The following is a 25,801-nucleotide window of genomic DNA, read 5'->3' as shown; positions in this document are numbered from 1 at the left end:
GCATACAAACTACAAGAAAATAGAAGTTGGGTAAACATCCTCTTGAAGAATATTGTAAAACCGGCTTCAAACCTTGTTATTTTACCTTAACTGAAAATTTGAAATGACATACCAATAATAATTTCAAAAAAGCTATAAACAATGCGTACCTTTGTACCATGGCATTATCAAACAACGATATTTTTAAGAAACTCCGTGTTGCGCACAAATTACGCGACGAAGATATAGTAAACATTTTGGCATTGGTAGACTTTAGAATAAGCAAAAGTGAATTGGGCGCTTTTTTTAGAAAAGAAGACCACCCGAAATATATGGAGTGTGGCGACCAGATTTTACGGAATTTTTTAAATGGGTTGATTATACATTTACGCGGACCAATGCCAGAGAAGAAAAAGAAATAACAGCCTCTCAAAAGCCTGTTACTTCTTTCTTGGCCGCATCAAATTCGGTTATTATATTTTTCACAATGGTAGCTACGGGTAAAATATCGTGAATTAGTCCGCTTATTTGCCCTATTTCCAATTCCCCCTCTTCCAAATCACCTTCAAACATTCCCTTTTTGGCACGTCCTTTCCCCAATAAAATTGCCAGTTCGTCTTTATTTGTTCCTTTAGCGTAAAGCGACTGTATGTCTTCAAAAAATTTATTTTTCAGCAACCGTACAGGGGCCAATTCCTTCAAGGTAAGTTTTGTGTCGCCTTCTTTAGCATTTACTACCATCTGTTTAAAATTAACATGCGAAGACGCCTCCTCGCTTGCTACAAACCTGCTCCCGACCTGAACGCCATCGGCACCAAGTACCATAGCGGCCAACATTCCCTTACCAGTTGCAATACCGCCTGCGGCAATTATCGGGATGGAAATTTTCTCTTTTACTATTGGAATTAATGCAAGCGTTGTGGTTTCGTCCCTTCCATTGTGTCCACCGGCCTCAAAACCTTCGGCCACAATGGCATCTACGCCTGCTTCTTGAGCCTTTAAGGCAAATTTGACGCTACTTACCACATGCACAACTGTAATTCCATACGACTTTAAATGAGAGGTCCATGTTTTTGGATTTCCCGCCGAGGTAAACACTATTTTTACACCTTCTCCTATAATGATTTCCATTACTTTATCGATATCTGGATATAACATGGGAACATTGACCCCAAAAGGTTTATTTGTGACCTTTTTACATTTTTGAATATGTTCCCGCAGTACTTCGGGGTACATAGAACCTGCACCAATAATCCCTAAAATACCTGCATTGGAAGCCGCCGAAGCCAAACGCCACCCACTTGCCCATACCATTCCGGCCTGAACAATGGGGTATTTTATATTAAATAACTCGGAAATCCTGTTTTGCATATCCAAAGATAGAAAAGTTTTGTTTTTAGATGGAAAAAGGGACCAGAGAAAAGCGATTAGAGGTTAAAGAAATTGTTAATTGTTATTAGGCTAGCCACTGGTGCCAGCATAGCTACGTAATAGCACAACAACCATAAACTCTGAACTTGAAATTAACTAATAACCCCTGATCCAATTAATTCTTCACCAAGATAAAATGCTACAAACTGGCCTTCGGTGATGGCACTTTGAGCTTGTTCAAAATCTACATACAGTCCGCTATCAACTTTATAAAGCGTTGCTTTTTGTAAGGGTTGCCTGTAACGTATACGTGCCATTACTTCGATGGTGTCATCTACCTTTAAAGCTAGGTCCTCACGCACCCAATGCAATTCGTCGTTGGTAACAAACAAGGCTTTTCTATACAATCCGGGGTGATTTTTCCCTTGCCCCGTATAAATTACATTTTCATCTACATCGGTTTCAATAACAAACAAAGGTTCGGGCGTTCCCCCAACTGCCAATCCTTTGCGTTGCCCTTTGGTAAAATAATGTGCCCCTTGGTGCTTGCCAACTACTTTTCCATCGGCAGTGCTGTAATTAACCTTTTGCGCATTAAATTCCAATTCTTCTTTTTTTGAGTGAAAAGCGGGAACAATACGCTTTTCCAATACCTTTTCGGGAGCAACCTCGATAATTTGTCCTTCTTTCGGCTTTAATTTTTGCTGAAGAAAATCGGGCAATCGTACTTTCCCGATAAAGCAAAGTCCTTGCGAATCTTTCTTTTCTGCGGTAATTAAATTGTTTTCAGAAGCTATTTTACGTACTTCCGGTTTGGTAAGTTCCCCTATGGGAAATAATGTCCTGCTCAATTGTTCTTGAGAAAGCTGGCACAAAAAATAAGACTGGTCCTTATTAGGGTCTACCCCCGCCAAAAGCCTATGTACTGGTTTTCCATTTATTTCAACAGTCTCTTTTCGGCAATAATGCCCCGTTGCCACATAATCGGCACCTAGGTCAAGGGCAATTTTTAAAAAAACATCAAATTTAATTTCACGGTTACATAGTACGTCAGGGTTTGGTGTCCGCCCTCTTTCATATTCATTAAACATATAATCAACAATACGTTCTTTGTACTGTTCGCTTAAGTCTACAGTTTGAAAAGGTATGCCCAATTTTTCGGCGACCATCAATGCATCATTGCTATCTTCCAGCCAAGGACATTCATTGGAAATGGTCACGGAATCATCATGCCAGTTTTTCATGAACAATCCAATTACTTCATATCCTTGTTCTTTTAACAGGTATGCCGTAACACTGGAATCTACTCCCCCCGATAAGCCTACAATAACTCGCTTCATGATAATTAATTGAAATCTTATGCAAAATTACAAAATTCGTTGGATAGCTTTGTCGGATATGCATGGAAGTACTTTCAAAAATAGTGAGATTACAACATTCATTTTGTATATTCTTAAAATGAATTAATAAAAACTATATATTTACTGCACCAAATTTTACAAATCATGAATAAACAAAACCTACCATTAAAAGCAATTATGCTTTTGCTAATCTTTTCATGCTCATTAATTGCATGTAGCAATTCTTCTTCAGAAGATAACCCGGAAACAGAACTTCCGGAAGAATCTGTTAGCCTGTATACTTATTTAAAAAACGATTCCGATTACAGTATTCTAGTGGAAGCCATCAACCAGATAGGGTACCAAGATGCCCTGAATGTAGACGGAGCTGGTTCGTATACTTTTTTTGCCCCGAACAACGAGGCTTTTACCGAATATTTGGAAGCTAATAAGATTAACAGCGTAATTAATATCCCAACCAATACGTTAACGCAAATTATTTTAAACCATATGCTTCTTGGCAAGGAAAAAATGATTAATGCTATTGCTGAAGGCTACAACAAAACCCAGGCGAAGGAATTTTCGTCTCAAGCCAACATAGACTTGTTTGTATCCAAACCCAATGATGCATTTATAATTAATGATGGCATATTGGTTACCAAAGCAGATATTGAAATTACAAATGGGGTTATCCATGAGGTTGATGCTGTAATAAAACCAAATACCTTGGCTACCTTTATAAAAGTAGACCCGGCATTTACCAATCTCTATGATGCTTCTCAAGCAATAAATAGCGATATTTATACCAAGTTAAACGATCCAACTGCCGATTTAACTCTATTTGTACCCAATGAAGCCGCTTTTTTGGCCATGGGTACCATTACGGTGGAAAAGCTTGAAGAAACCGTAAAATACCATGTGTTGGACGGAAATGTTTTTTCTGCAACCAAATTTCAAGACAATGGAGAACTTAAAACTTGGCAAGGCACAAATATTACCACAAATACCGGTAGCAACGTTACCATAACCGATAATATAGGCGGTAAAGCAACAATGGCCAAAACCGATTATGTGGCCTGGAACGGGATTGCCCATGTAATAGACAAGGTTCTGGAATACGAATAATATTAAACAATTCACTAAACAAAAAGCGGCAAAACTGTATACAGTTTGCCGCTTTTTGTTGCATTATATATAATATATTTATTTCTTTTTCTGAGATTCTGCCTGCTCCATCATTTCCCTCATCTTCCTCTGGAAACGACTTTCTTTTTTAGGCTTTTTCTTATTCTCCTGAATTTTTTCATGGATTTTTTCATCATCAATAATATATTTCTTAATCACGAGCATTATCACAATGGTAATCAAGTTTGAAATAAAATAGTACAAACTCAACCCACTGGCATAATTGTTAAAGAAGAACAACATCATTACGGGAGAAATGTATATCATTACTTTCATAATGCTTCCCATATCGGGCATTCCTTCCTGGGCTGGCTGTTGCATGGCCTGTTGTTGCCCGGTTGTCATTTTCATATAGAAAAATATGGCAATAGAGGCCAAAATCGGGAACAAACTAACATGGTCTCCGTAGAACGGAATACTGAACCCTTCCGGGAACTTGTATATAATATCGTATGATGAAAGGTCGTTTGCCCAAAGAAACGATTTTTGCCGCAACATAATAGCTGTTGGAAAAAACATAAACAACGCATAGAAAACAGGAATTTGCAGAAGCCCCGGTATACAACCGCTCATTGGGCTCACTCCTGCCTTGCTGTAAAGTTTCATGGTTTCCTGTTGGCGCTTCATTGGATTGTCTTTGTACTTCTGCGCAATTTCATTCACCTCAGGCTTAATAACCTTCATCTTGGCCTGCGATAAATACGACTTGTATGTTACCGGAGACAACGCCAACCTTACAATAATGGTCATTATAATAATGGCAATACCATAAGGAAATACCGAACTCAGGAAGTCGTACAAAGGCGTAAACACATGTTTATTGATAAAACCGAAAATCCCCCAACCAAAAGGAATGGAATCTGATAGGTTTAAATCTTTATATTGCTTAAAAATCCTTGCGTCCGTGGGTCCGTAATACCAATGTAAATTATAATTTAATTCCCCTCCCTTTAATTCCAAAGGTGTTGAAGTGGTATAAAGTTTTACATATTTTTCTTCAGGGCTTTCATCTTCAAATAATTGTTCTGAAGTAAACGAAGCATCAGAAAAGGCATTGGGATTAACCAGGATAGAACTAAAAAAGTGTTGCCTGTATGAAATCCAACTGATATTTTTCTCGCTTTCATCGTCTTCTCCTCCCGGTGATAATTTTCCGGTATCACCATCGTGTTCGTATGTCAAGCGAGTATATCGGTTTTCGTACTTAATGCTTCGGCTATGGCGTATTCCTTTTAGTTTCCAATCAAGGGTTATTGGCTGCGAACTGTTAATCACCCCGTTTAATCCTTGCGAGCGGATGGTAAAATCTACCAGATATTCATTTGGTTTTAACTCGTAACGGTATTCAAGGTACTTATTGCTACCGGTCTTCAACTTCATGGAAAGTACTTGATTCTCTCCATTTTTTGTCAAAGTAGGTTCAAAATATAAATCTTGGGTATTTAATGTCCTGTTATCGTTAGTATTAAAATTTAGGTTGAAGGATGCATTTCCGTCTTTAATTAAATACACGGGAATGGAATCGAACGTTTTATAATTCTTTAAAACAGCTTCTACAATCTGCCCCCCTTTGTTGCTTATTTTAAAACGGACCAATTCATTCTCGAAAGTAGTAGAATTATCGGTAGCCGATGGCAATGAAGCAGAATAGGCAAAAGCTCCCAAGGTACTTTTATATTGAGAAAGAGCGGTAGAATCTTTTAAATCAACAGCAGGGACCTGTTCTATCATTGCCGCGTTTTTTTCTGTTTCTTTTGCTTTTTCAACCTGTTCCTGTTTGGCCTTTTCAGCTTGTATTTCTTCTTCGGTAGGCTGGTTATTGTACATTACCCAAATTAAAATTACGCCTATAAGCACAAATCCAAGTATGGAGTTAATGTCAAATTTCTTTTGTTCCATTTAGTTATTATTAAAATAAGTTGCTTTTAAAAGAAGGGCAACTTCCATGATGCCATAAAACATACAAAGATGTGCCCAAATCTTCCTTTCATGCCAAACTGGCATTATTTGTTCTTTTTATATTGAAGTGCAGATTTTACAAACGCTACAAATAAAGGGTGCGGATTGGCAACCGTACTTTTATACTCCGGATGGTATTGAACCCCAACAAACCAAGGATGCGAAGGTAGTTCTACTATTTCTACCAAACCTGTTTCTGGGTTTAAACCTGTAGCTTTTAGTCCTGCGGCTTCTATTTGCCCCTTAAATTTATCGTTAAATTCGTAACGGTGTCTATGGCGTTCTGATATTTTGTTTGCGCCATATACTTTTGCCACCAAACTGTTTGCTTGCACATTACAGTCCCAAGCTCCCAAACGCATTGTTCCGCCCATATGGGTAATATCCTTTTGCTCTTCCATAAGGTCTATTACCGGGTTGGGGGTATTTGGGTTCATTTCGGTAGAATTTGCGTCTTTTATATTTAAAACATTGCGCGCAAACTCTATTACTGCCATTTGCATGCCTAAACAGATTCCTAAAAACGGGATATTGTTCTCTCGAACATATTGAATTGCTTCAATTTTTCCTTCTATGCCCCTTTCTCCAAAACCGGGAGCTACCAAAACCCCGTCCAGTTTTGCTATTTTATTTTTTAATACATGCTGTGTAATATGCTCGGAATGGATGTATTCAACATTTACTTTTACTTCGTTTTCGGCCCCGGCATGGATAAATGCCTCTAAAATAGATTTATAACTATCCTGAAGCTCTACATATTTACCCACTAGACCGATATGCACTTCATCCTTGGGGTTTTTATGGCGGTCCAGAAATTGGTTCCAACGCATTAAATCGGGAGCAGCTTTTTCTGCTAAAGCCAATTTTTTAAGCACAACCGTGTCCAAACCTTCGTGCAACATCATGTTGGGCACATCGTATATGGTTGAAGCGTCTATGGATTGTATTACGGCCTCACGTTTTACGTTACAGAACAGTGCCAATTTTTCCCGCAGATCGTCTGAAAGTTCATGCTCTGTCCTACAAACCAATATATCGGCCTTGATTCCGCTTTCCATTAATGTTTTTACGGAGTGTTGTGTAGGTTTTGTTTTTAATTCGCCTGCGGCCGATAAATAAGGAACAAGCGTTAAATGGATAACAATCCCGTTATTATCGCCCAATTCCCACATTAACTGTCTAACAGCTTCAATATATGGCAACGATTCTATATCGCCCACGGTACCACCTATTTCGGTAATAACAATGTCGTATTCGCCATTTTTTCCGAGTAGTTGAATGCGTTCTTTTATTTCGTTGGTAATATGCGGCACCACCTGCACCGTTTTTCCTAGAAATTCTCCTTTTCTTTCCTTTTCAATTACGCTTTGATAAATTCTACCGGTGGTAACATTGTTGGCCTGAGAGGTGTTTACGTTTAAAAAACGCTCGTAATGCCCCAGATCCAAATCGGTTTCTGCGCCATCGTCGGTAACATAACATTCGCCGTGTTCGTATGGGTTTAGCGTTCCCGGGTCTACATTAATGTATGGGTCGAGTTTTTGAATTGTAGTTTTATATCCTCTAGCCTGTAAAAGCTTTGCCAATGATGCTGCTATAATTCCTTTTCCCAATGAAGAAGTTACACCACCCGTAACAAAAATGTATTTGGTATCTGCCATTTATCTTTACTTAATTGATTTTTGCCTGCATATAAACAGGTTGTTGAAATAACGCGGCAAAAATACAAATAAGAATTAAAAAAACGGTTTTCTCCTCTTTTGATTTTATGAAAATAGCTGTGAAAAATAGGGGCTGTGAAAAATTTTGTTACGTCCTTATCTTTCGTATCAAACCTTCGAGTCCGCTAATTTTAATTTCGTGCATGGCCTCTAACTGTTGCCCCAATTCCCCCTTTGGAAAGCCTTTTTGCTTGAACCATACATAATATGCTTCTGGGATATCTACCAAATAGCGGTCTTTATATTTCCCGAACGGCATTTTTGCGTGTGCCAATTTTAATAAAAACGCTTTGTTTGGCTCGATATTCATTGGATCTTTTTGGGTTTGGGTTTGTTAATGGTTTTTTAAAAATTTAAGCTTAGTTATTTTGTTGAACCTATACTTCCTGTAAGGTTTTAACAACCTTGTAGGTATGCTTGCATTGTTTTAATATGATTAATTAAGAAGGTTTACGCTTTTTTGCATTAGGGATTGAGCGGCGTGTTTAAGCTCCCCAGACAATGGAATATCTGGGAGCGAGTAGCGAAAGCCCGACCAAGTTTTTTTTCAAAACTTGGGAATGCCCAAATTAATTATTTCCAGTTAAATGTTATAACTTTTTCTATATCGGGGTGCAAACTATGGTGCACTGGGCAGGTATTTGCAGTTTTTTCCAGTATTTTCCTGCTTTTTTCGTCTACATGAACCGGGATATCGAAAACGACTCCTATTTTTGATATCCGACGCGGGTCGGCGGCCATTGTTTTGGTTACCGTTGCGGTGGTTTCGGTTAGCTCTACGTCCATATCACGGGCTTTTATGCCCATGACCGTGAGCATGCAACTGGCCAGGGCCGTTGCCACGGTATCGGTGGGGGAAAAAGCTTCGCCTTTCCCATTGTTATCGGTCGGGGCATCGGTTATAAAGGAGTTGCTGCTTTTTAGGTGAACACATTTAGTTCGAAGTGCTCCCAAGTATGTTACTATCGAGGTTGGCATTGTTTTTTACTTCTTTAATTTCTAGGTTATCGTATTGAACTATGTAGAGTGCTTGATTGTAATAACCGCCGGTGGCTTCTTTTATATAATCGAATTTGTTCTCGATATATTCGGTTTCGCTTACCCGCGACGCTACATAATCCAGGTTTTTATTGTAGCCCAGCCTTAAAATTACGTCCATTGTTAAATCGAATCCTCTTGTGGCATATCTGTTGGGCGTTGTTCCGTATTTTGTTTCGTACTTTTTGCTGAAAGCCGAATTTACATCGGACATTTTATCGATTGTAGGGTAATGAAAGTGCAAGTTGGACAAATGCATATTGGATATGTTGTCACTATCGTAGGCACTTCCTTTCAATGTGGTAAGCATGGTAATGTTGTGCTCTTCTGTTTTTGCTGAATTGAGCACTCCGGTTATATTGGTCAATAACGGGATGCTGTTTGTTTCTACAATGGTCCAGTTTTCTTTTTCTGCTGATAAAAACGGATTGATTTCGTCCAGTCTGATAAATTTATCGTCTATTGGGGTTATTACCTTTGCACCGGGAAATATAGTTTGCAACTGGGTTTTTACAGCGGCACTTTTTTTATCTGAAATAATGATGATGTTTTTATCCGCTCCGTTTTCTGTTAAGAATTGAAGCATTTTCTTACGCAACAATTCATCGGGCGGCAAGGTTTGGTACACATTGTTGTACAGGTTTATCCCTTTGTTGGAAAAGGGGGCAAAAATAGGTGTATTGCTGGCCCTTACATAATTGGAAACCCTGTTGAAGGTTTGTGGTAATATGGGGCCAATAATTGCATTGCTGCCCAACAGTTTCCCACTTGAAGCTATTTGCGACACAGTACTTTCGTTGGCACCGCTGTCGAATACTTTTAAATCTACCGACAAGCCTATTTGCTTTGCCGAATCCAGCGCCATTAAAGCCCCGGTATAAAAATCAAGGGAAACGCTTAACAGCTTATCTTTTTTTATTTTTTCTTTGTTGGTGTTCAGGTCCTCAAAGTTCAACTCGTCCAACTTAAAAGGGAGTATCATGGCTATTTTTGATGGCTGATCGTAATGCAGGCTATCCAACAATGAGAATTTTTCGACCAACTGACCATTGTTTACCGTTAAATCGCCCATTTTGTCTTTTGGTAACTTGAGCACCATTCCTGCCTTTAAACCATCCTCCTTTACTTCTGGGTTAAGGGCTTCGATTTCTTCTTGGGTAATGCCCAATTTAACTTTTAGCCTGTAAAATCCTTCTTTTGGCAATACGGTATAATAATTATACGCATCTGTTTCAATAGGTTTTTTATCGTTTCCGGCCACAAACGGTACCCAAAGCGTGGCGCCTTCTTTTAGTACTTCAGGCATGCCCGGATTAAGGGCCTTAAGGGAATCTACGGTAATACCGTGCTCGTAAGCAATGCGCCAAGGCCCCTCCTTGGGTGCCACTTTGTATGCAATAAGCCCCTCTTTTACCATTGGCATTGAAGGATTGGTCGTAGTTTTAAAAACGGGAATTTTTATTACTTCATTTTTTTTGAGCTGCCTGCTATAGAGTTCTTTGTTGTAACGTTTTATATCGTCTACCGTAACATTGTATTCTTTTGAAATGGCATATAAAGTTTCTTTACGGCTTACCTTGTGCTCTACAAAACGTTCTACTTCGCCTGTTTGGACTTGTGTGCCTTCCCATTGTCCCTGCGTATCTTTTTTTTCTGAAATAGGGATTACTACAATTGTGTTTGCCTTTACACCGTTTTTTACTTCGGGGTTTAACTTTATAATGGCATAGGGCGTAACTTGGTATTGTTTGGCTATGCTCTCTAATGTTTCCCCTTGTTTAACAGCATGTGTTTCGAATTTTTGTGCATGTAGGGTTGCACAAAAAAGAAATGCTAGTATAAAAAAGACTTTACAATTGTTCATAAGGTTTATTTTGGTTTTTCAGATTTTAGGCCAGGATTAAATTTTTCTTGTAACTACCGTGACTGCAAAAAAAAATTAGACTTCCACGACTTCAGGTTTAAAAAATTTAATCCCGGTATTTCTAAAATCATACATTGTATTCTCTATCGCTACTCCCACTCGATGGTTGCCGGTGGTTTTGAGCTTATATCGTACACTACTCTATTAACGCCCTTAACTTTATTTATTATATCGTTAGAGGTTTTTTGTAGAAATTCATAAGGCAGATTTACCCAATCGGCCGTCATTCCATCGGTACTTTCTACTGCACGTAAAGCTACACATTTTTCGTAAGTTCGCTCGTCTCCCATAACACCAACCGAATTTACGGGCAATAAAATGGCTCCTGCCTGCCATACTTTATCGTATAGTCCCCATTGTTTGAGTCCGTTAATAAATATAGCATCTACTTCTTGCAAAATACGAACTTTTTCGGCAGTAATGTCGCCCAAAATCCTGATTGCCAATCCCGGCCCGGGAAACGGGTGTCTTCCTAACAAATCGGGGTTAATACCCATGGATGCTCCAACGCGCCTTACCTCATCTTTAAACAGCATTTTTAATGGTTCGACTACTTTTAGTTTCATAAAATCGGGCAGGCCACCTACATTGTGGTGACTTTTAATGGTGGCAGATGGGCCGTTTACAGAGATGGATTCTATTACATCTGGGTAAATTGTTCCCTGCCCCAACCATTTTACATCGTTGATCTCGTGCGCTTCATCATCAAAAACTTCTATAAATACCCTGCCTATGGCTTTTCTTTTAAGTTCTGGGTCGTCTATCCCTGCAAGCGCGTCCAAAAAGCGTGCCGAAGAATCTACTCCTTTTACGTTAAGTCCCATTCCTTCGTATTGTTTTAGCACACTTTCAAACTCATCTTTACGCAACAAACCGTTATTTACAAAAATACAGTACAGGTTATCGCCTATTGCCTTATTGAGCAGTACTGCGGCTACAGTAGAATCTACACCACCAGAAAGCCCTAGCACTACCCGGTCGTTCCCTAATTTTTCTTTTAGCTCGGCAACGGTCATGTCTACAAAATTATCGGGCGTCCATGTTTGGTCTACCCCGGCTATTTTAACCAAAAAATTCTCCAACAACTGTTTTCCGTCAGTTGAATGATATACCTCTGGGTGAAATTGAATAGCATAAGTGGTTTCGCCTTCAATTTTATAGGAAGCATTTTCCACATCGCTCGTACTAGCCAATTTAACTGCTCCCGTGGGCAACTTCTTAATGGTGTCGCTATGGCTCATCCATACTTGGCTCCCTATTTGTATATTATCAAAAAAAGCTTCGTTCTCTGCAATAAAAGAAAGGTTTGCCCTTCCGTATTCTCGCGTATTGGACGGGGCTACTTCACCTCCGCCAAAATGGGCCAAATACTGTGCCCCGTAACATACGGCAAGTATAGGCACTTTTCCCCTAATCTGCGACAAATCGGGATGGGGTGCATCTTCGCCTCTTACAGAAAATGGGCTTCCGGAAAGTATTACGGCTTTATATGTGCTTAAATCTCCTGGTAAATTGTTATATGGATAAATTTCGCAGAAAATATTGAGTTCCCTAACGCGTCTTGCGATTAACTGGGTATACTGCGAACCAAAATCTAAAATGAGTACGTTGTTTTGCATGCGCAAAAATACTATTTAATAAGAAAATGAAAAGGGTTCAAAGAAGTATTTTTTAAACAGTACAAACCAAAATGGTTGATAACTATTGCTGAATGGTTATTTGTGAAGATATTTCATAAAAATAGAGGTTGTCCTTTGCATAACCAAATTCCATAATACTATCTATTAGTTCCAATCCTTCTACCTTTTGCTTGGTCACAAAAACAGTATTCAATGAGTCCAAGGCATTTTTTGGCAATGTAAAATCATCGGCACAAAAAATGGTTTTCCCGGGCTTTTTGTACAAAACGCTCCCTGCATAAACAATATCGGGAAGCTGCCATGCCTTTTCAGGATGGTTTCTTTCTAGTTTATCTATTACCGGAGTAAAAGAATGATGCACTACGGAGTCTATGCCCAGTAAACTTTCGAAAGGGGTACGCAATACCTGAACAAGTATTACAAAAACAAACAACCGCATTCCCCATCGTTGCCATGAGGTTTTATTTTTTGGCACAAAAACCTTTAATAACAATATGGAAAACGGCAAATACAACGGCAATAACCAACGCTCTGAAATCCTTCCGGAATTAACAATGGTAAAAATAAGCAATACTACCACTGTTTGAATAATCAACATTTTTACCAGCCAGTTTATCTTTGTTTTGGTTAGCTTTACCTGTTTGGTAAAAAACATTACAGCCATTATTATTAAAAATGGCAAAATTAAATTCAAAAAACTCTTAACAAACGCCAAAATAGGTGTTATTATCCATATGCCGCCATCTAGATTGGCTTTCGACTTACGCTCCATACTTTGATGAAACGTATCCTGATATTCTAAATGTGTAAATAACCAATATACATGCGGACTAATTAAAAACAAACAGGCAATTAGGCTAATCCATATTTTTTTGTCCAGAAACACTTTCTTGGCTTCTTTATCAAAAAACGGAATCAGGATAAAAGTTGGCAACAGCATTAAAAAATTATACTTTGCCAAGAGACCGAATGCAATTATTGCCCCAAACATGAGGTAGTTTTTCCAGGACTTATTTACCAGAAGCCTTGAGAAAACAAAATAAAGCGATACCGATAAAAAACACATAAAAGAAGTATGAGACAATCTTCTAAAGGTAAAATCGATAAAAACAGGGATGAGCACCAAGAGCCACAACGCTATTTCTGCAAGTCTTTCTTCTTTATAAAAATCTTTTGCCAAACGGTACATCATTAACAACGTGCCGGTAAACCAAAGGGCGCGAACTCCGGCAAAGGAAACCCTGTTTACGCCAATTATTTTGTTGACCAATATTTGAATCCACGTATACAAAGGCGGCTGGTCGTTGTACCCCAACCGGAACCATTGCGAATAATATGCCTGTTCGGCATCTTCCCATTCGGGAGCAACTTTTAAAAAAGATATAAAAACAATGGCCACAAAAACAAACAATGCCGCATAAAGGACATTTTTGGGTATTGGTATTTTAAAAAAACTCACTTCACTATAAATTATGAAACAAATGTAGCTTAATTTGAGTAAAAATACGTAACCGAAAAAGCCATCGCTTTATATTATTTTGAATATTATGCAGACAAACAGCTATTGGCATAAAAAAGATGCCAGAAAAGTATACAATATCTCTGTCACACGAAGCCTGATGGAGTGTAATTTACTGAAGTCAAGAAAGTCTTCGACAAGCTCAAACTGACATTTAGTACTGAAAAAAACTTTTAGACTTTTTTAAGTACTTGATATATTTATTTTTGTCTATCCTTTTACTTTTTCTGATGGGACCGTACCGTATTTATCAATTAAATAAACCAAAGCGGTCATTGTTGCGGCACCCAGCTCCAGTTCGCGTTTGTTTACGTGCTCAAAAGTATCGTTTGCCGCATGATGGTGATCGAAATAACGTTGAGAATCGGGCCTCAATCCAGCCAATACGGTTCCGTTTCCTTTTAAGGGTCCTACATCGGCACCGCTGCCCCCTTTTTCAAAATAATGAATTAAATACGGTTTAAACAGTGGCTCCCATGAAGTAATTTGCTTAAAATTGGCATCATCGCAATCAAAAGAAAAGCCCCTTGGCGTAAATCCGCCAGCATCGCTTTCTAGGGCAAACACGTGATTTTCTTCTTTCTCTTTGGCAACTTCGGCATATTTGGTAGCCCCGCGCAAGCCATTTTCTTCATTCATAAACAAAACCGCACGGATTGTCCTTTTGGGCTTGTAGCCCGTTTCTTTTAGCAAGCGCAATACCTCCATACTTTGTACGCAACCTGCTCCATCGTCGTGAGAGCCATCGCCTAAATCCCATGAATCCAAATGCCCGCCTACCGTAATTATTTCATTGGGGTATGTACTTCCCTTGATTTCACCGATAACGTTGAACGACTGTGCATCGGGGAAAACCTTGCAAGTTTGCCTAAAATAAAACTTTATGTCTTTGTTCAATGCCAAAACACTGCTTAAAAGCTCTGCGCCATTGGTACTAATTGCCGCGGCCGGGATACGTTTGGATGCGGGTGTGTCTCCATAGCTCATGCTGCCCGTATGCGGATAGTCGTCCAAGCGCAGGTTCATGGAACGCACAATAACGCCAACGGCCCCATATTTGGCGGCTTCGGCTGCACCCGAATAACGCTGGTCCACACATCCGCCGTAGGCTTCAAATGTTTGTATCAAATCGGCCTGCATCGGGCGGTTGTAGAATACTATTTTGCCCTTTATTTTTTCTTCTCCTAACTTTTCAAGGTCTTCCAGCCCCTGCACTTCTATAACATTTCCCTTTAATCCTCCCGATGGTGTTGCAACCGAACCTCCCAGGGCACAAATATCAATATTATTTGTATCGCCGGGGCTGTATTCTATATAAGCAAATTCTTTGATCCCGCGGGTCCATTTTGGCACCATGACCGGTTGTAGCCATACACGGTCGAGCCCTAAAGAATCTAACTGGGCCTTGGTATATTCTACGGCGCGCTCTGCATTAAAAGAACCCGATAAGCGACCGCCAATTTGATTGGACAAGTAATCCAGCCATGCGTAACTCTTGCCATTGGTTAAAGATTGTGTGTATATTTTTTTTAACTGTACTTCGTCTTCATTTTGGGCCATTGCCAGTACAGGAAGCAATAAAAGCATTGAAAATAATACGCTTTTTTTAATCATTGTTGGTCTATTCATTGTTTAATTGTTCTTTATAAGTATCCAGTTTTGCCTTTACTTCTTCATCAAGTTGAGGGTATTTTATATCTTTTAAATCTTTCAGCTCATCATACATAATATCGGCCACTATGGTCCTGGCCGCTTTTTTGTTATCGGCAGGGATAACATACCAAGGGGCATCTTTTGTCGATGTAACATTTATGGCTTCTTGGTAATATTGTTGGTACTGGTCCCACAGGGCACGCTCTTTTAAATCGTCTGGAGAGAATTTCCAGTTCTTTTCTTGCAGGCGCAACCTTCTAAGGAGCCTGTTTTTTTGTTCGTTCTTGGACAAATGAAGGAAAAATTTAAAAATAATGGTACCATTTTGTACTAAATGTTTCTCAAAATTTTTAATCTGCTCAAAACGTTGGTGCCAAAAAGCATCGGTAATATCGTCTATGGTATCTATCCCGGGAATATTTTCGCCTAAAATAAATTCGGGGTGCACGCGTGTTACCAAAACATTTTCGTAATGTGTCCGGTTAAAAACGCCAAATTTACCCCGGGCGGGCAAGGCAATGTAATGCCTCCACAAATAATCGTGCTGTCTCTCAAGGGTCGTTGGTGTTTTAAAACTGTGCACCACAACGCCCCGCGAGTTAAAATCCTTGAATACTTCGCGGATAAGGCTATCTTTCCCGGCAGTATCTATTCCCTGAAAACAAACAAGCACACTGTATTTACCATGTGCATACAATACATCCTGGAGCTCCCCTATCTTTTTTCTAATATGTTTTAGCCTATCTTTCAACGCATCGTCTGTAGCATTTAAATTATTGAGCGTTGGCACTTCCTGTAACCGGACGGGTGCATCTATCCTGTAGTGAGAGGTTTTAATTTTGTCCATTTTATTTTCCTTTAAATTAATTGGCCCATACCACATATAGCGATAAGTTTACCACAAAGTTTTTTAAAAATACAATTAATATTGTAATATTGCTTTGCCCAAATTTATGAACCTAAATAATCTATGCTATGAAGAACCTTACTTTATTCTTCCTATTTGTATTAACAACCAATTATGCGGTTTCCCAATGTACATCGGCCTATTCGCAGGCAAGTTATGCGTTGGCCCATACCAAAAAATCGTTGAGCTCAGATAATTTCGACCACCAAAAATATTATGCCGGTCGCGCCATAGAAGCCCTGGAAAAAACCAAGTCCTTGGTAGAAAGCTGTGGGTGCAGTGAAGCAACCAGCCCCGTACTGGACGCACTGGACAACTTAAAGCTGGCCGAAGACCCTGCCGATTGGGAAGCTGGCCGTTTCTATGCCAAGCACGGTTATGAATACCTGCAAACCCTGATGACCAAACTGGATTTATGTACCAGCAATGCAGCCACCGTTAATTACGAAGTAGAAGCAACCACGGCACCCACCGTTAGCGCCACAAATACTTCGGGACCCTCGGCAGGCGAAGGGAGCTTACAGGCACAGCAACAAGAGCTGGAAGCCGAAAAACAACGTTTACTGGAACAACAGCGCCTATTGGAAGAAAAAATAGCCAAGCAAAAGCAATTGGCCGAACAGGCCAGAGTTAACAGGCAATTGGAGCTCGAAGAGCAAATAAAACTAAAGCACATGGCCGAACAGGTCCTTTTTGATATTGAAAAAAATTACCAGGAACTGGCCCGCGCCCTAAATTGCCAAGAAGCTACAGCAGTTTTAAAAGGTGGTTATTCCAGGGAAGACGATGTTTTAAACGATGAAACCCTGGAGCAAACCCGTGCTTATTACCTAAACCTAACAGCGGCTACCCAACAAAAGGTTTTGGAAGCATTGAAAAAATGCACCAAATAAGGAAGCGGTATTCCAAATTAGTATATTTTGATTTTTTTATGTTGGTGGACGTATCCCGTAGGGTTCCAAATATGTCCAGATACGTTGGTGGACGTATCCAACGGGGTTCCGAACGTGTCTAGAGTAGTATTTTTAACCCAAAAAGGACTAAAAAGTACTGTTGTGATGTTATGTTGTTACGTAGCTATGTCGTTGTTCATTGGTAGTTACTCATTGTTCGCATTGGTTGACCTCTTGAGTTCAGTATTGAGGGTTGAGAGGCCAGAGTTGAGAGGTTCAAAGTTTATCTAACAACAATCAAGAAGTATAGGTTAAAAGGCCATCATCTCACATTTTTATTAACTTGTGCAACAGGAACAATGTATATAGCTTATTACGGCTAAACCCCTATTAAGGAACTCATTACAATTTGCTATCTTCGTGTTACGGTGAAAATCCTCGCGGATTTCCCGAAAAAAGCCATACATAAAACCTTGGCCATAATTTTAAAAACCTATGAGAATGACATATACATACATCGGTCTTTTCATTTTTTTGTTTTCGTGCACCACTAATAATGGGCCTGTTTATACAAAGTTACAGCCAAACATCTATGAGATAAACAACCAATACTTCTACAGCGAAAAAGTACACACGTATTTAATCGAATTAGATGATAAAGTCTTGCTTTTTGACATCCCGACTTATTCCGATGAAATTAAAGAATTCATCACATCTTTCAAAAAACCTGCATTTGCAATACTATCACACGGGTCGTGCGGAATTTCAGACGGAACAAAATGGCAAAAAGAAATCGGACTTAAAGTGTATGCTCACGAAGCAGACACAAATCATCCTTGGTTAAGAATGAAACCTGATGTTTTCTTTACAGAAATGCCCAAATTAGGAGAAAACATCGAAGTTATTTACACGCCAGGCCATAGTTCGGGAGCAGTATGTGTATTGGATAAATCATCAAAATCATTATTCTCTGGAGATACTTTCTATGGAGACAAAAATGGTAAAATCAGGGATTTCAGTAAAGAAAATCCTGCTGATTATGAAAATCCTTCGGACAGAATAGAGAGTTGCAAAAAACTGTTGGACTATGATTTTGAAAACGTTTACCCATTTCATTATAAAATAATCGAAGGAAATGGAGGAGAAAAATTAGCAAAATATTTGAATGAAAATTAAAAAACTGCCGCCAATAGCTTATATAGTTTATTGCAGCTGAATCCCGATATGTTATTTAATTTATACCGTGGTTATTTGCTGGCAAAAAGTTTAACATCGTCTTCGGTAACTTCTTTTCCGCCTAAAATAATAAGCCTTTCCACTACATTGCGGAGTTCGCGTACATTGCCTGTCCAATTGTATTCCTGAAGGAGTTTTATAGCTTTGTCTGTAAATTTTTTAACGGCATTCCCCTGTTCTGAGGCTATTTTTTTTGCAAAATGACCTATAAGTATCGGGATATCATCGCGCCGGTCGTTTAAGGCAGGTACATCTATTAAAATAACCGCCAAACGGTGGTACAGGTCCTCCCTGAACTTCCCTTCTTCTATTTCCTTTTTAAGGTCTTTATTGGTAGCGGCCACCACGCGCACGTCTACTTTTATGTCCTTATCGCTACCAACGCGCGATATTTTGTTTTCTTGTAGCGCCCTTAAAACCTTTGCCTGGGCAGAAAGGCTCATGTCTCCTATTTCATCTAAAAAAATAGTGCCGCCATTGGCTGTTTCAAACTTTCCCGCCCTGTCCTTGACAGCCGAAGTAAAGGCGCCTTTTATATGTCCAAAAAGTTCGCTCTCTATTAATTCTGAAGGGATTGCGGCACAGTTAACCTCTACCATGGGTTTGCCAGAGCGGTCGCTTTTTTGGTGCAACCAGTGAGCCACCAATTCTTTACCCGTTCCGTTGGGGCCCGTAATCATTACCCGGGCATCGGTGGGGGCGACTTTTTCTATCATTTCTTTGATTAAGGAAATGTTTTTGCTTTCCCCTATCATTTCGTAATTCTTGCTAACTTTTTTCTTAAGTTGCTTGTTTTCGGTAACCAGTTGCTTTTTGTCCAAGGCATTGCGTACCGTGTTTAATAACCTGTTAAGGTCTGGCGGTTTAGAAATATAATCGTAAGCTCCCATACGCATGGTATTAATAGCCGTTTCGAGATCTCCGTGCCCGGAAATCATTACAAAGGGAAGCTCGGGCTTTATTTTTTTGGTTGCCTGCAAGACCTCCACGCCATCCATTTTGGGCATTTTAATATCGCATAAAACCAAGTCGTATTCATTTTTCTTTATAACTTCCATTCCTTCCAGGCCATCTCCTGCTTCATCAACTTGGTAATTGTTGTTTTCTTCTGTCAATATTTTTACAAGCACGCGCCTTATGGCGGCTTCATCTTCTATAACCAGTATTTTTGACATTTCTTCTTGTTTGTTTTCTTTATAGCTTTACCACTAAAAGTTATTGTTATTTTTTGTTTAGAGTTACCCACCCTATTTCGGTAGGTCTTACAATATATGGTGCACAAGCCTTTACAGATAAATCCCTGTCCGGAAAAACGGTACTTTGCCGGACTAGGCGGGTTATTTATTAAAAATATGCACATCCCTTTGTGGAAAAGGAATGCTTACTTTGTGTTTTCTAAATAAATCATCAATAGTAAACCGTACCGCACTTTTTATGCGCGGATCCGAAAAGCTGTCGTTAATAAAAAAATTTACATCAAATATTAAAGCAGAATCCCCAAAATTTTTAAAGTTTACCGTTGGCTTTGGATTTTTTAATACTCCTTTTTGTACGTCTACGGCATCGAGCAACAGTTTTTCTACCAACCTAGTATCGCTCCCGTATGCCACCCCCACGGTAACGGTTTCCCGGGTAGTTCTATGGTTTTGGGTATAATTGTAAATAATATCGGTTAAAAATTTATGGTTGGGTATTATTATAATTTTATCATCTCGGGTAATGGCACGCGTAGTTCTAAGTTTAATGTTTATTACCCTTCCCACTTTGCCTTCAATTTCAATAATATCTCCAACATGCAGGGATTGGTCTATTATTATAAGAACCCCAGAAATGATATCCTGAAAGAGGTATTGCAATGCAAAACCAAGCCCTACGAACAATGCTGCCGAAGCCGTTAAAAGCACCGTTAAATCTACTCCCGACGAGCTTAAAACTATGATGATTATTATAAGATAGATAAAGTAGTTTGCAAACTTAAATATGCCTTTAAACTTAAGCCTATCGTCTAGTGGGAGCTTTGAGGTCATCAATCTCCTTATTAACTTTAAAACATAAAATGATGCTATACAGCATAAAATAATCATCAACAATGTCCCGGCTGTGATTGTTGATTTTGTCCCTTCGAATATGGGATAGGAAAAAAAATTGGATATTCCCTTTATAATATCGTTAATTATTTCTTTCATCTTTTTTATAATACCAAAAACAACTACAATATATATAAAATAAATTCTATTTATATTTTAACCACCTATAAATTTCTTTGTAGCTCGGTTTTTTACCGTACATTAAAATCCCAACGCGGTAAATTTTAGCTGCCAGCCATACAATAAACAAAAAAGTAAGTATAAGCAACAAAATTGAGGTTATTAATTGCCACCAGGGTACCCCTGCCCCACCAACGCCGCCCGGCAGGCGCATCATCATTACTATGGGCGACGTTAATGGAAATAATGAAAAGGCTACCGCAATTGGCCCGTTCGGGTTTTCGAAAACCGAAAAGAAGCCCACATAAATTGCCAGCATAAGTGGTGTAATTACCGGAAACATAAACTGTTGTGTATCTGTTTCGTTGTCTACGGCGGCACCTATTGCAGCATAAATAGAACTATATATTAAATATCCCAAGGAAAAATACAATAGAAACGAAACAATTAAGGTACCCCAAGGTATTTTTACCAGCTCGTTTACATATAATTGAATGGTATCCTGTGAAGCAGATGCTTCTAATGTATGCATGGCCTCCGGAGAAATATTTGCCCTGGAATGCATTGTATCTATCTCTATGCCCATTACAGAAAGTACCACATAGGTTAAAATTCCAGCCGATACGATCCAAATAACAAATTGTGTAATTCCCGCCAATGAAGTACCTATAATTTTACCGAGCATTAACTGGAATGGCTTTACCGATGATATTATTACTTCTATGATCCTTGTGGTTTTTTCTTCTATAACGCTCCTCATTACAAAGGCACCGTAGATAATAATAAACATCATGATAAGGTAGCCAAAGCCACCACCAATAAATGCCTTGAACTCGCTAATGCCCTTTACGTTTTTTTCTCCGCTAAAATTAACGATGTTCATTTCGTAATTTTTGTCCAATGCGTTAATTACCTGTGGGGTAATTTGTAAGGTTGAAAGTTTTTCTTCCCTGACCCTGGCCGAAATCTTTCCTTCCAGACTCCCTAAAATATCCAAGCTGGGTGATTCTTTGGTATAAAACTGGATATTTTCTGCCACCGAATCTATATTGTTGCCGCTTGGAATATGGAGCAGGCCGTAATAACCAAGGCTATGCACCGAATCTATGGCTTCTTGAAGTGGAATATCCCTAAAATCCATAAAAGAGGCTTCGGCACCAGTTTCAAACTGGTGGGCAAAAAACGGACTTTCGTCCAAAACGGCCACGATTCTCTTTTCTTCACTGTTTACCTTGGCCAAATAGACCACCAGGGCAATCATGGCCACAATAATTAATGGGCTTAAAATGGTCAATACAATAAACGACTTGTTTCTTACCTTGGCCAGGTATTCCCTTTTTATAATAAGTATTAATTTGTCCATTTAATTTCTTTTTACCGTTTCAATAAAAATCTCGTTGGCAGTGGGCACTACTTCAACAAAATGGGTAATCATGCCCCTGCTGGAAAGGTGTGCCAATAAATCGTTGGCAGTTTCCCCTTTTTTTAGTTGGACCCTCAATTTTAATTCGTCTCCCAAGGATTTAAAATGAGCATCAGTTACGGTATATTTTTCTTCGAGTTCTTTTTTTAACGGCTCTTTCTGAAGGGTTTCCAGCCCTACTTCGAAAGTACCATTTTTAAATTCCCGCTTAATGTCGATAAGTTTTCCGTCTAGAATTTTATTGGATTTATTTATCAGGGCAATATGGTCGCAAAGTTCTTCTACAGATTCCATCCTGTGCGTGGAAAAGATTACCGTAGCGCCGTTTTCTTTTAAACGAAGGATCTCGTCTTTAATTAAATTTGCGTTTATGGGATCGAAACCGCTAAAAGGTTCGTCAAAAATTAAAAGTTTCGGTTCATGGAGCACTGTTACCACAAACTGTATTTTTTGTGCCATCCCCTTAGAAAGTTCCTGTATTTTTTTGTTCCACCAGTCGCCTATCTCCAATCTCTCGAACCAATATTTTAGTTTTTTTTGGGCATCGGCTTTGCTCATTCCCTTTAGCTGTGCCAAATAAAGAGCCTGCTCGCCTACTTTCATGCTTTTGTACAGCCCCCTTTCTTCCGGCAAATAACCTATCATTTTAATATGATCTGGGTTTAAGGGGTTTCCGTTAAAGATAACTTTTCCTTTATCGGGGTATGTTATTTGATTAATAATACGGATAAAAGTGGTTTTTCCAGCTCCATTAGGGCCCAAGAGCCCAAAAATTGTTCCTTCGGGAATCTCAAGGGAAACATTGTTTAATGCGGTGTGGTTTCCAAAAGTTTTAGAAACATTTTCAGCTACCAGTAAATTGGGCATATTAAATTTTATTTTTTCAAAGATATCGGATATTCACATACCATAAAAGGGAAACCCGCTTTTATGGGTTAAACCTCAGCACGAATAATCAAACTTAGGTTTAAATATTTATTAAATAAAAACCCACCCTTAAAAAAGTATCAAGGATGGGAAAAAATTGCTATGAAAAAGAAAAAATTAACACTAGGTTAGAACCAGTGTTCCTACAAAGATATATTTTTTTATAAAACACAAAAGTTAAATTATGAAAACATATCTTTTACTTTTTCAAAAAACGATTTATCGCTCTTCTCCGGATTGGGTGAAAAATTCTCGTCGCCCACCATTTTTTCAAAGAATTCGCGCTGTTCTTTATTCAGGGTTTTTGGTGTCCATACACTAATGTGCACCAACAGGTCTCCTTGGCCATATCCATTTATACTTGGTATCCCTTTGCCCTTTAACCGCAATATTTTTCCAGATTGTATACCTTCTTCCAGTTTAATACGTACTTTTCCGGTTACGGTATCTATTTCTTTTGAAGTTCCCAGAACGGCTTCGGCAATGCTAATGTAGAGGTCGAAATGAAGGTTGTCGCCTTCTCTTTTTAATGTATTATGCTCGATTTCTTCTATGGCCACCAATAAATCGCCCGGAATTCCGTTTTTGCCCGGCGCATCGTTCCCTTTTCCGGTAACCTTAAGCTGCATTCCCTCCACAACTCCTGCCGGAATTTTTATGGATACTGTTTCTTCGTCTACTTTCAAGCCTTGCGCATCTGCATCATTCGGCCGGTTGTCTATTACTTCTCCAGCGCCACCACACATATTACAGGCGGTTGCCGTTTGCATTCTACCAAGAATAGTATTGGTCACCCTTGTAACTTGGCCGCTACCGTGACAAGTTGGGCAAGTTTTATACGTAACGCCACTGGCCTGTTTTTTCCTTCTTACTTTTACTTTCTTTTCTACTCCATTGGCTATTTCTTCCAAGGTAAGCTTTACCCGGATGCGGAGGTTACTGCCCTTAACGCGGGCCCTTCCCCCACCGCCAAATCCACCAAAACCACTAAATCCGCCACCAAAGGCACTTCCAAAGATATCTCCAAATTGACTAAAGATATCGTCCATATTCATACCTCCGCCGCCAAATCCGCCGGCACCGTCAAAGGCTGCATGGCCATACTGGTCGTAACGCTGTTTTTTTGCGGGGTCGCTCAATACTTCATAAGCTTCGGCAGCTTTTTTGAACATACTTTCAGCTTCGGCATCGCCGGGGTTTTTGTCCGGGTGGTACTGAATGGCCTTTTTACGGTATGCTTTTTTTATTTCTGCTGCGGTAGCATTCTTATTAACTCCTAATATTTCGTAATAATCTTCCTTCATGTATAAATAAGTATTGAATTTTTTGCCTCGCCGTGCGAGATTTTGACGTTTTATAGCTGTTTTTTATGTGCGCCAAAAATATTGATAAATGGATTATTGCCCCACCACTACTTTGGGATGACGTATAATTTTGTCTCCAAGTGTATATCCTTTTTCCACTACATCTACTATTCTTCCTTTCAGTTCATCGGTCGGGGCCGGAATTTGGGTGATAGCTTCGTGCATTTCGGCATCAAATGCATCGCCGGGCTTTACCGCTATTAAAGAAAGGCCTTTTCCGTTCAAGGTATTCCTGAATTTATTGCTAATAAGTTCTACTCCTTTTAAAAGCTCTTTGTCTTCACTTTTTGATATTTCGTTGAGTGCACGGTCAAAATCATCCAAAACAGGTAACATGGAAACCATAATATCCTGTCCGGCCGTTTTAAACAGCTCGATGCGCTCTTTGGAGGTCCGTCTTTTATAATTTTCAAATTCGGCAAAAAGCCTTAAAAACTTATCTTTTTCGGCGGCCAGTTCTTCTTTTAGCTTTTCTTCTTCAGTAATTTCCTCCTTTTCATCAACTTCGTCAATGACTTCTTGGCCTGCGTTTTCTTCAGCAGCAAATTGTTCGTCTGCTATTGCTTCCTTGTTATCTTCTTCCTTAGACATGTTTTTATCTTTCTTCTAATTTTTTATAATTCAAATGAAAAAATATTTACCCGGCCATAGTTTGACCATTGCCGCGACAAACATTTTATTTTCTTTTTTGAAATGGCAAAAGTATTGCCATTTATTTAAAAATGTCAAAATGTCACCAAAAAAATTAGTATAATTTTAATAGCATTATTCGATGTTATTTCTATTTTTGGTATGCTAATCAATAAAAAACATATTTAAGATGAAGAAGAATTTTTTATCTATTTCGTTAATAGCATGCCTAACTGTCTTTACGGCATGTAAAACCGAAAAAAAGAACGAAACCAGCGCAAACGATGCTGAAACCGTTACCGAAACCACTGTTGAAGCAGTAAAATACGAGGCCGTACCGGAAGAAAGTATTATTGAATGGAAAGGCTCTAAACCTACTGGAACGCACACGGGGACCATCTCTTTGGAATCTGGCATAATAGCAATAAAGGACGGTGCGCTTGAAAGCGGGAATTTTTTAATCGATATGAACACGATTACCGTAACCGACCTAGAGGCAGGCGACGGAAAAGAAGACCTTGAAGCACATTTAAAAGGCACGGTTGAAGGAAAAGAAGACCACTTTTTTAACGTTGCCGAACATCCAACCGCTTATTTTGAAGTTACGGGGATTGAAGAAATAGAAGGCAAAACACATATTAAAGGAAACCTTGCCATTAAAGGTACCAAGAAAAACATTTCTTTTCCGGTGACAGTTACCGAAAATGGCGATGTTGCCACTTTGACAAGCGAGCCCTTTACCATAGACCGTACCAATTGGAACGTAAATTACGGTTCTAAATCTGTATTTGATGATTTAGGCGATAAGTTTGTAAATGATGATATTGAGCTTGTTGTAAAGGTAAAAGCAAAAAAAGCTTAAAAAACGCACACAACGACTAAAAC

Annotated in this window: 22 protein-coding genes; 5 read left to right on the top strand and 17 right to left on the bottom strand. The window is 39.1% G+C overall.

Annotation, left to right across the window (positions count from 1 at the left end; genetic code table 11):
- Positions 1–158 precede the first annotated feature (158 nt).
- Complete coding sequence (locus PSF86_RS03735) at positions 159–401, top strand: DUF1456 family protein (protein WP_277898703.1); 243 nt, start codon at positions 159–161, stop codon at positions 399–401.
- 7 nt (positions 402–408) lie between these two features.
- Here the strand turns inward: PSF86_RS03735 and PSF86_RS03730 are convergent, their stop codons facing one another.
- On the bottom strand, positions 409–1,350 hold the full coding sequence (locus PSF86_RS03730) for an NAD(P)H-dependent flavin oxidoreductase (protein WP_277898702.1): 942 nt from the start codon (positions 1,348–1,350) through the stop codon (positions 409–411).
- 152 nt (positions 1,351–1,502) lie between these two features.
- The gene (gene mnmA / locus PSF86_RS03725) at positions 1,503–2,690 is read right to left on the bottom strand and encodes a tRNA 2-thiouridine(34) synthase MnmA (RefSeq protein WP_277898701.1); all 1,188 of its coding nucleotides are present in this window, start codon (positions 2,688–2,690) and stop codon (positions 1,503–1,505) included.
- Between the two features lie 165 nt (positions 2,691–2,855).
- Between mnmA and PSF86_RS03720 the strand changes: the two genes are divergently transcribed.
- Positions 2,856–3,815, top strand: a complete 960-nt coding sequence (locus PSF86_RS03720; RefSeq protein WP_277898700.1) for a fasciclin domain-containing protein — start codon at positions 2,856–2,858, stop codon at positions 3,813–3,815.
- A 78-nt stretch (positions 3,816–3,893) separates the two neighbouring features.
- Here PSF86_RS03720 and yidC read toward each other — a convergent pair whose 3' ends face one another.
- The 9 genes from yidC to PSF86_RS03675 all read right to left on the bottom strand — a co-directional run bounded on the left by yidC (position 3,894) and on the right by PSF86_RS03675 (position 16,176).
- A complete protein-coding gene (yidC, locus tag PSF86_RS03715) occupies positions 3,894–5,774 on the bottom strand; it encodes a membrane protein insertase YidC (protein WP_277898699.1) in 1,881 nt (626 codons plus the stop codon).
- A 104-nt stretch (positions 5,775–5,878) separates the two neighbouring features.
- Positions 5,879–7,495: a CTP synthase gene (gene pyrG, locus PSF86_RS03710; protein WP_277898698.1), complete on the bottom strand. Its 1,617-nt coding sequence runs from the start codon at positions 7,493–7,495 to the stop codon at positions 5,879–5,881.
- A gap of 148 nt (positions 7,496–7,643) precedes the next feature.
- Positions 7,644–7,865: a DUF3820 family protein gene (locus PSF86_RS03705; protein WP_277898697.1), complete on the bottom strand. Its 222-nt coding sequence runs from the start codon at positions 7,863–7,865 to the stop codon at positions 7,644–7,646.
- A gap of 263 nt (positions 7,866–8,128) precedes the next feature.
- Positions 8,129–8,533: an OsmC family protein gene (locus PSF86_RS03700; RefSeq protein ID WP_277898696.1), complete on the bottom strand. Its 405-nt coding sequence runs from the start codon at positions 8,531–8,533 to the stop codon at positions 8,129–8,131.
- Positions 8,490–10,457, bottom strand: a complete 1,968-nt coding sequence (locus PSF86_RS03695; protein ID WP_277898695.1) for an amino acid ABC transporter substrate-binding protein — start codon at positions 10,455–10,457, stop codon at positions 8,490–8,492. The genes PSF86_RS03700 and PSF86_RS03695 overlap by 44 nt, the downstream gene beginning before the upstream one ends.
- A 149-nt stretch (positions 10,458–10,606) precedes the next feature.
- Positions 10,607–12,136: a glutamine-hydrolyzing GMP synthase gene (guaA, locus tag PSF86_RS03690; protein ID WP_277898694.1), complete on the bottom strand. Its 1,530-nt coding sequence runs from the start codon at positions 12,134–12,136 to the stop codon at positions 10,607–10,609.
- Positions 12,137–12,218: 82 nt separating this feature from the next.
- Positions 12,219–13,616 (bottom strand): ArnT family glycosyltransferase, encoded by a 1,398-nt coding sequence (locus PSF86_RS03685; RefSeq protein ID WP_277898693.1) that lies wholly within the window; start codon positions 13,614–13,616, stop codon positions 12,219–12,221.
- 270 nt (positions 13,617–13,886) lie between these two features.
- Positions 13,887–15,236 carry a M20/M25/M40 family metallo-hydrolase gene (locus PSF86_RS03680; protein ID WP_407933308.1) on the bottom strand — a complete coding sequence of 450 codons (1,350 nt, stop codon included), beginning with the start codon at positions 15,234–15,236 and terminating at the stop codon, positions 13,887–13,889.
- 61 nt (positions 15,237–15,297) lie between these two features.
- Complete coding sequence (locus PSF86_RS03675; RefSeq protein ID WP_277898692.1) at positions 15,298–16,176, bottom strand: PPK2 family polyphosphate kinase; 879 nt, start codon at positions 16,174–16,176, stop codon at positions 15,298–15,300.
- A 128-nt stretch (positions 16,177–16,304) separates the two neighbouring features.
- On the opposite strand from PSF86_RS03675, the gene PSF86_RS03670 reads away from it, so the two are divergent.
- Positions 16,305–17,129 carry a hypothetical protein gene (locus PSF86_RS03670; protein WP_277898691.1) on the top strand — a complete coding sequence of 275 codons (825 nt, stop codon included), beginning with the start codon at positions 16,305–16,307 and terminating at the stop codon, positions 17,127–17,129.
- Between the two features lie 501 nt (positions 17,130–17,630).
- Positions 17,631–18,305 (top strand): MBL fold metallo-hydrolase, encoded by a 675-nt coding sequence (locus PSF86_RS03665; protein WP_277898690.1) that lies wholly within the window; start codon positions 17,631–17,633, stop codon positions 18,303–18,305.
- Between the two features lie 71 nt (positions 18,306–18,376).
- On the opposite strand, the gene PSF86_RS03660 is transcribed toward PSF86_RS03665, so the two are convergent.
- From PSF86_RS03660 to PSF86_RS03635, 6 genes are all read right to left on the bottom strand, one after another.
- Positions 18,377–19,540, bottom strand: coding sequence for a sigma-54-dependent transcriptional regulator (locus PSF86_RS03660; protein WP_277898689.1), 1,164 nt, complete (start codon positions 19,538–19,540; stop codon positions 18,377–18,379).
- A gap of 162 nt (positions 19,541–19,702) precedes the next feature.
- Entirely contained in the window at positions 19,703–20,551 is an 849-nt protein-coding gene (locus tag PSF86_RS03655; protein WP_277898688.1) for a mechanosensitive ion channel family protein, read from the bottom strand.
- A gap of 46 nt (positions 20,552–20,597) precedes the next feature.
- Positions 20,598–21,935, bottom strand: a complete 1,338-nt coding sequence (locus PSF86_RS03650) for an ABC transporter permease (protein WP_277898687.1) — start codon at positions 21,933–21,935, stop codon at positions 20,598–20,600.
- Entirely contained in the window at positions 21,936–22,862 is a 927-nt protein-coding gene (locus tag PSF86_RS03645; protein ID WP_277898686.1) for an ABC transporter ATP-binding protein, read from the bottom strand.
- 242 nt (positions 22,863–23,104) lie between these two features.
- Complete coding sequence (dnaJ, locus tag PSF86_RS03640) at positions 23,105–24,226, bottom strand: molecular chaperone DnaJ (protein ID WP_277898685.1); 1,122 nt, start codon at positions 24,224–24,226, stop codon at positions 23,105–23,107.
- Positions 24,227–24,319: 93 nt separating this feature from the next.
- Positions 24,320–24,877, bottom strand: a complete 558-nt coding sequence (locus PSF86_RS03635; RefSeq protein WP_277898684.1) for a nucleotide exchange factor GrpE — start codon at positions 24,875–24,877, stop codon at positions 24,320–24,322.
- 229 nt (positions 24,878–25,106) lie between these two features.
- Between PSF86_RS03635 and PSF86_RS03630 the strand changes: the two genes are divergently transcribed.
- The gene (locus PSF86_RS03630; RefSeq protein WP_277898683.1) at positions 25,107–25,778 is read left to right on the top strand and encodes a YceI family protein; all 672 of its coding nucleotides are present in this window, start codon (positions 25,107–25,109) and stop codon (positions 25,776–25,778) included.
- The last annotated feature ends 23 nt before the right edge of the window (positions 25,779–25,801 follow it).

The sequence above is a fragment of the Galbibacter pacificus genome (genome assembly GCF_029603165.1).
In the GTDB taxonomy this organism is placed as follows: domain Bacteria; phylum Bacteroidota; class Bacteroidia; order Flavobacteriales; family Flavobacteriaceae; genus Galbibacter; species Galbibacter pacificus.
The sequence above is the reverse complement of the archived record's forward strand: the minus strand, read 5'-3'. Positions and strand labels throughout refer to the sequence as shown.

Coding starts and splice junctions, on each gene's coding strand:
- PSF86_RS03675 (WP_277898692.1), bottom strand. CDS start 16,176: ATGGACAAAATTAAAACCTCTCACTACAGGATAGATGCACCCGTCCGG.
- PSF86_RS03630 (WP_277898683.1), top strand. CDS start 25,107: ATGAAGAAGAATTTTTTATCTATTTCGTTAATAGCATGCCTAACTGTC.
- PSF86_RS03700 (WP_277898696.1), bottom strand. CDS start 8,533: ATGCCAACCTCGATAGTAACATACTTGGGAGCACTTCGAACTAAATGT.
- PSF86_RS03645 (WP_277898686.1), bottom strand. CDS start 22,862: ATGCCCAATTTACTGGTAGCTGAAAATGTTTCTAAAACTTTTGGAAAC.
- PSF86_RS03665 (WP_277898690.1), top strand. CDS start 17,631: ATGACATATACATACATCGGTCTTTTCATTTTTTTGTTTTCGTGCACC.
- PSF86_RS03720 (WP_277898700.1), top strand. CDS start 2,856: ATGAATAAACAAAACCTACCATTAAAAGCAATTATGCTTTTGCTAATC.
- PSF86_RS03655 (WP_277898688.1), bottom strand. CDS start 20,551: ATGAAAGAAATAATTAACGATATTATAAAGGGAATATCCAATTTTTTT.
- PSF86_RS03680 (WP_407933308.1), bottom strand. CDS start 15,236: ATGGCCCAAAATGAAGACGAAGTACAGTTAAAAAAAATATACACACAA.
- guaA (WP_277898694.1), bottom strand. CDS start 12,136: ATGCAAAACAACGTACTCATTTTAGATTTTGGTTCGCAGTATACCCAG.
- PSF86_RS03730 (WP_277898702.1), bottom strand. CDS start 1,350: ATGCAAAACAGGATTTCCGAGTTATTTAATATAAAATACCCCATTGTT.
- pyrG (WP_277898698.1), bottom strand. CDS start 7,495: ATGGCAGATACCAAATACATTTTTGTTACGGGTGGTGTAACTTCTTCA.
- PSF86_RS03650 (WP_277898687.1), bottom strand. CDS start 21,935: ATGGACAAATTAATACTTATTATAAAAAGGGAATACCTGGCCAAGGTA.
- PSF86_RS03695 (WP_277898695.1), bottom strand. CDS start 10,457: ATGAACAATTGTAAAGTCTTTTTTATACTAGCATTTCTTTTTTGTGCA.
- dnaJ (WP_277898685.1), bottom strand. CDS start 24,226: ATGAAGGAAGATTATTACGAAATATTAGGAGTTAATAAGAATGCTACC.
- yidC (WP_277898699.1), bottom strand. CDS start 5,774: ATGGAACAAAAGAAATTTGACATTAACTCCATACTTGGATTTGTGCTT.
- PSF86_RS03635 (WP_277898684.1), bottom strand. CDS start 24,877: ATGTCTAAGGAAGAAGATAACAAGGAAGCAATAGCAGACGAACAATTT.
- PSF86_RS03705 (WP_277898697.1), bottom strand. CDS start 7,865: ATGAATATCGAGCCAAACAAAGCGTTTTTATTAAAATTGGCACACGCA.
- mnmA (WP_277898701.1), bottom strand. CDS start 2,690: ATGAAGCGAGTTATTGTAGGCTTATCGGGGGGAGTAGATTCCAGTGTT.
- PSF86_RS03660 (WP_277898689.1), bottom strand. CDS start 19,540: ATGTCAAAAATACTGGTTATAGAAGATGAAGCCGCCATAAGGCGCGTG.
- PSF86_RS03735 (WP_277898703.1), top strand. CDS start 159: ATGGCATTATCAAACAACGATATTTTTAAGAAACTCCGTGTTGCGCAC.
- PSF86_RS03670 (WP_277898691.1), top strand. CDS start 16,305: ATGAAGAACCTTACTTTATTCTTCCTATTTGTATTAACAACCAATTAT.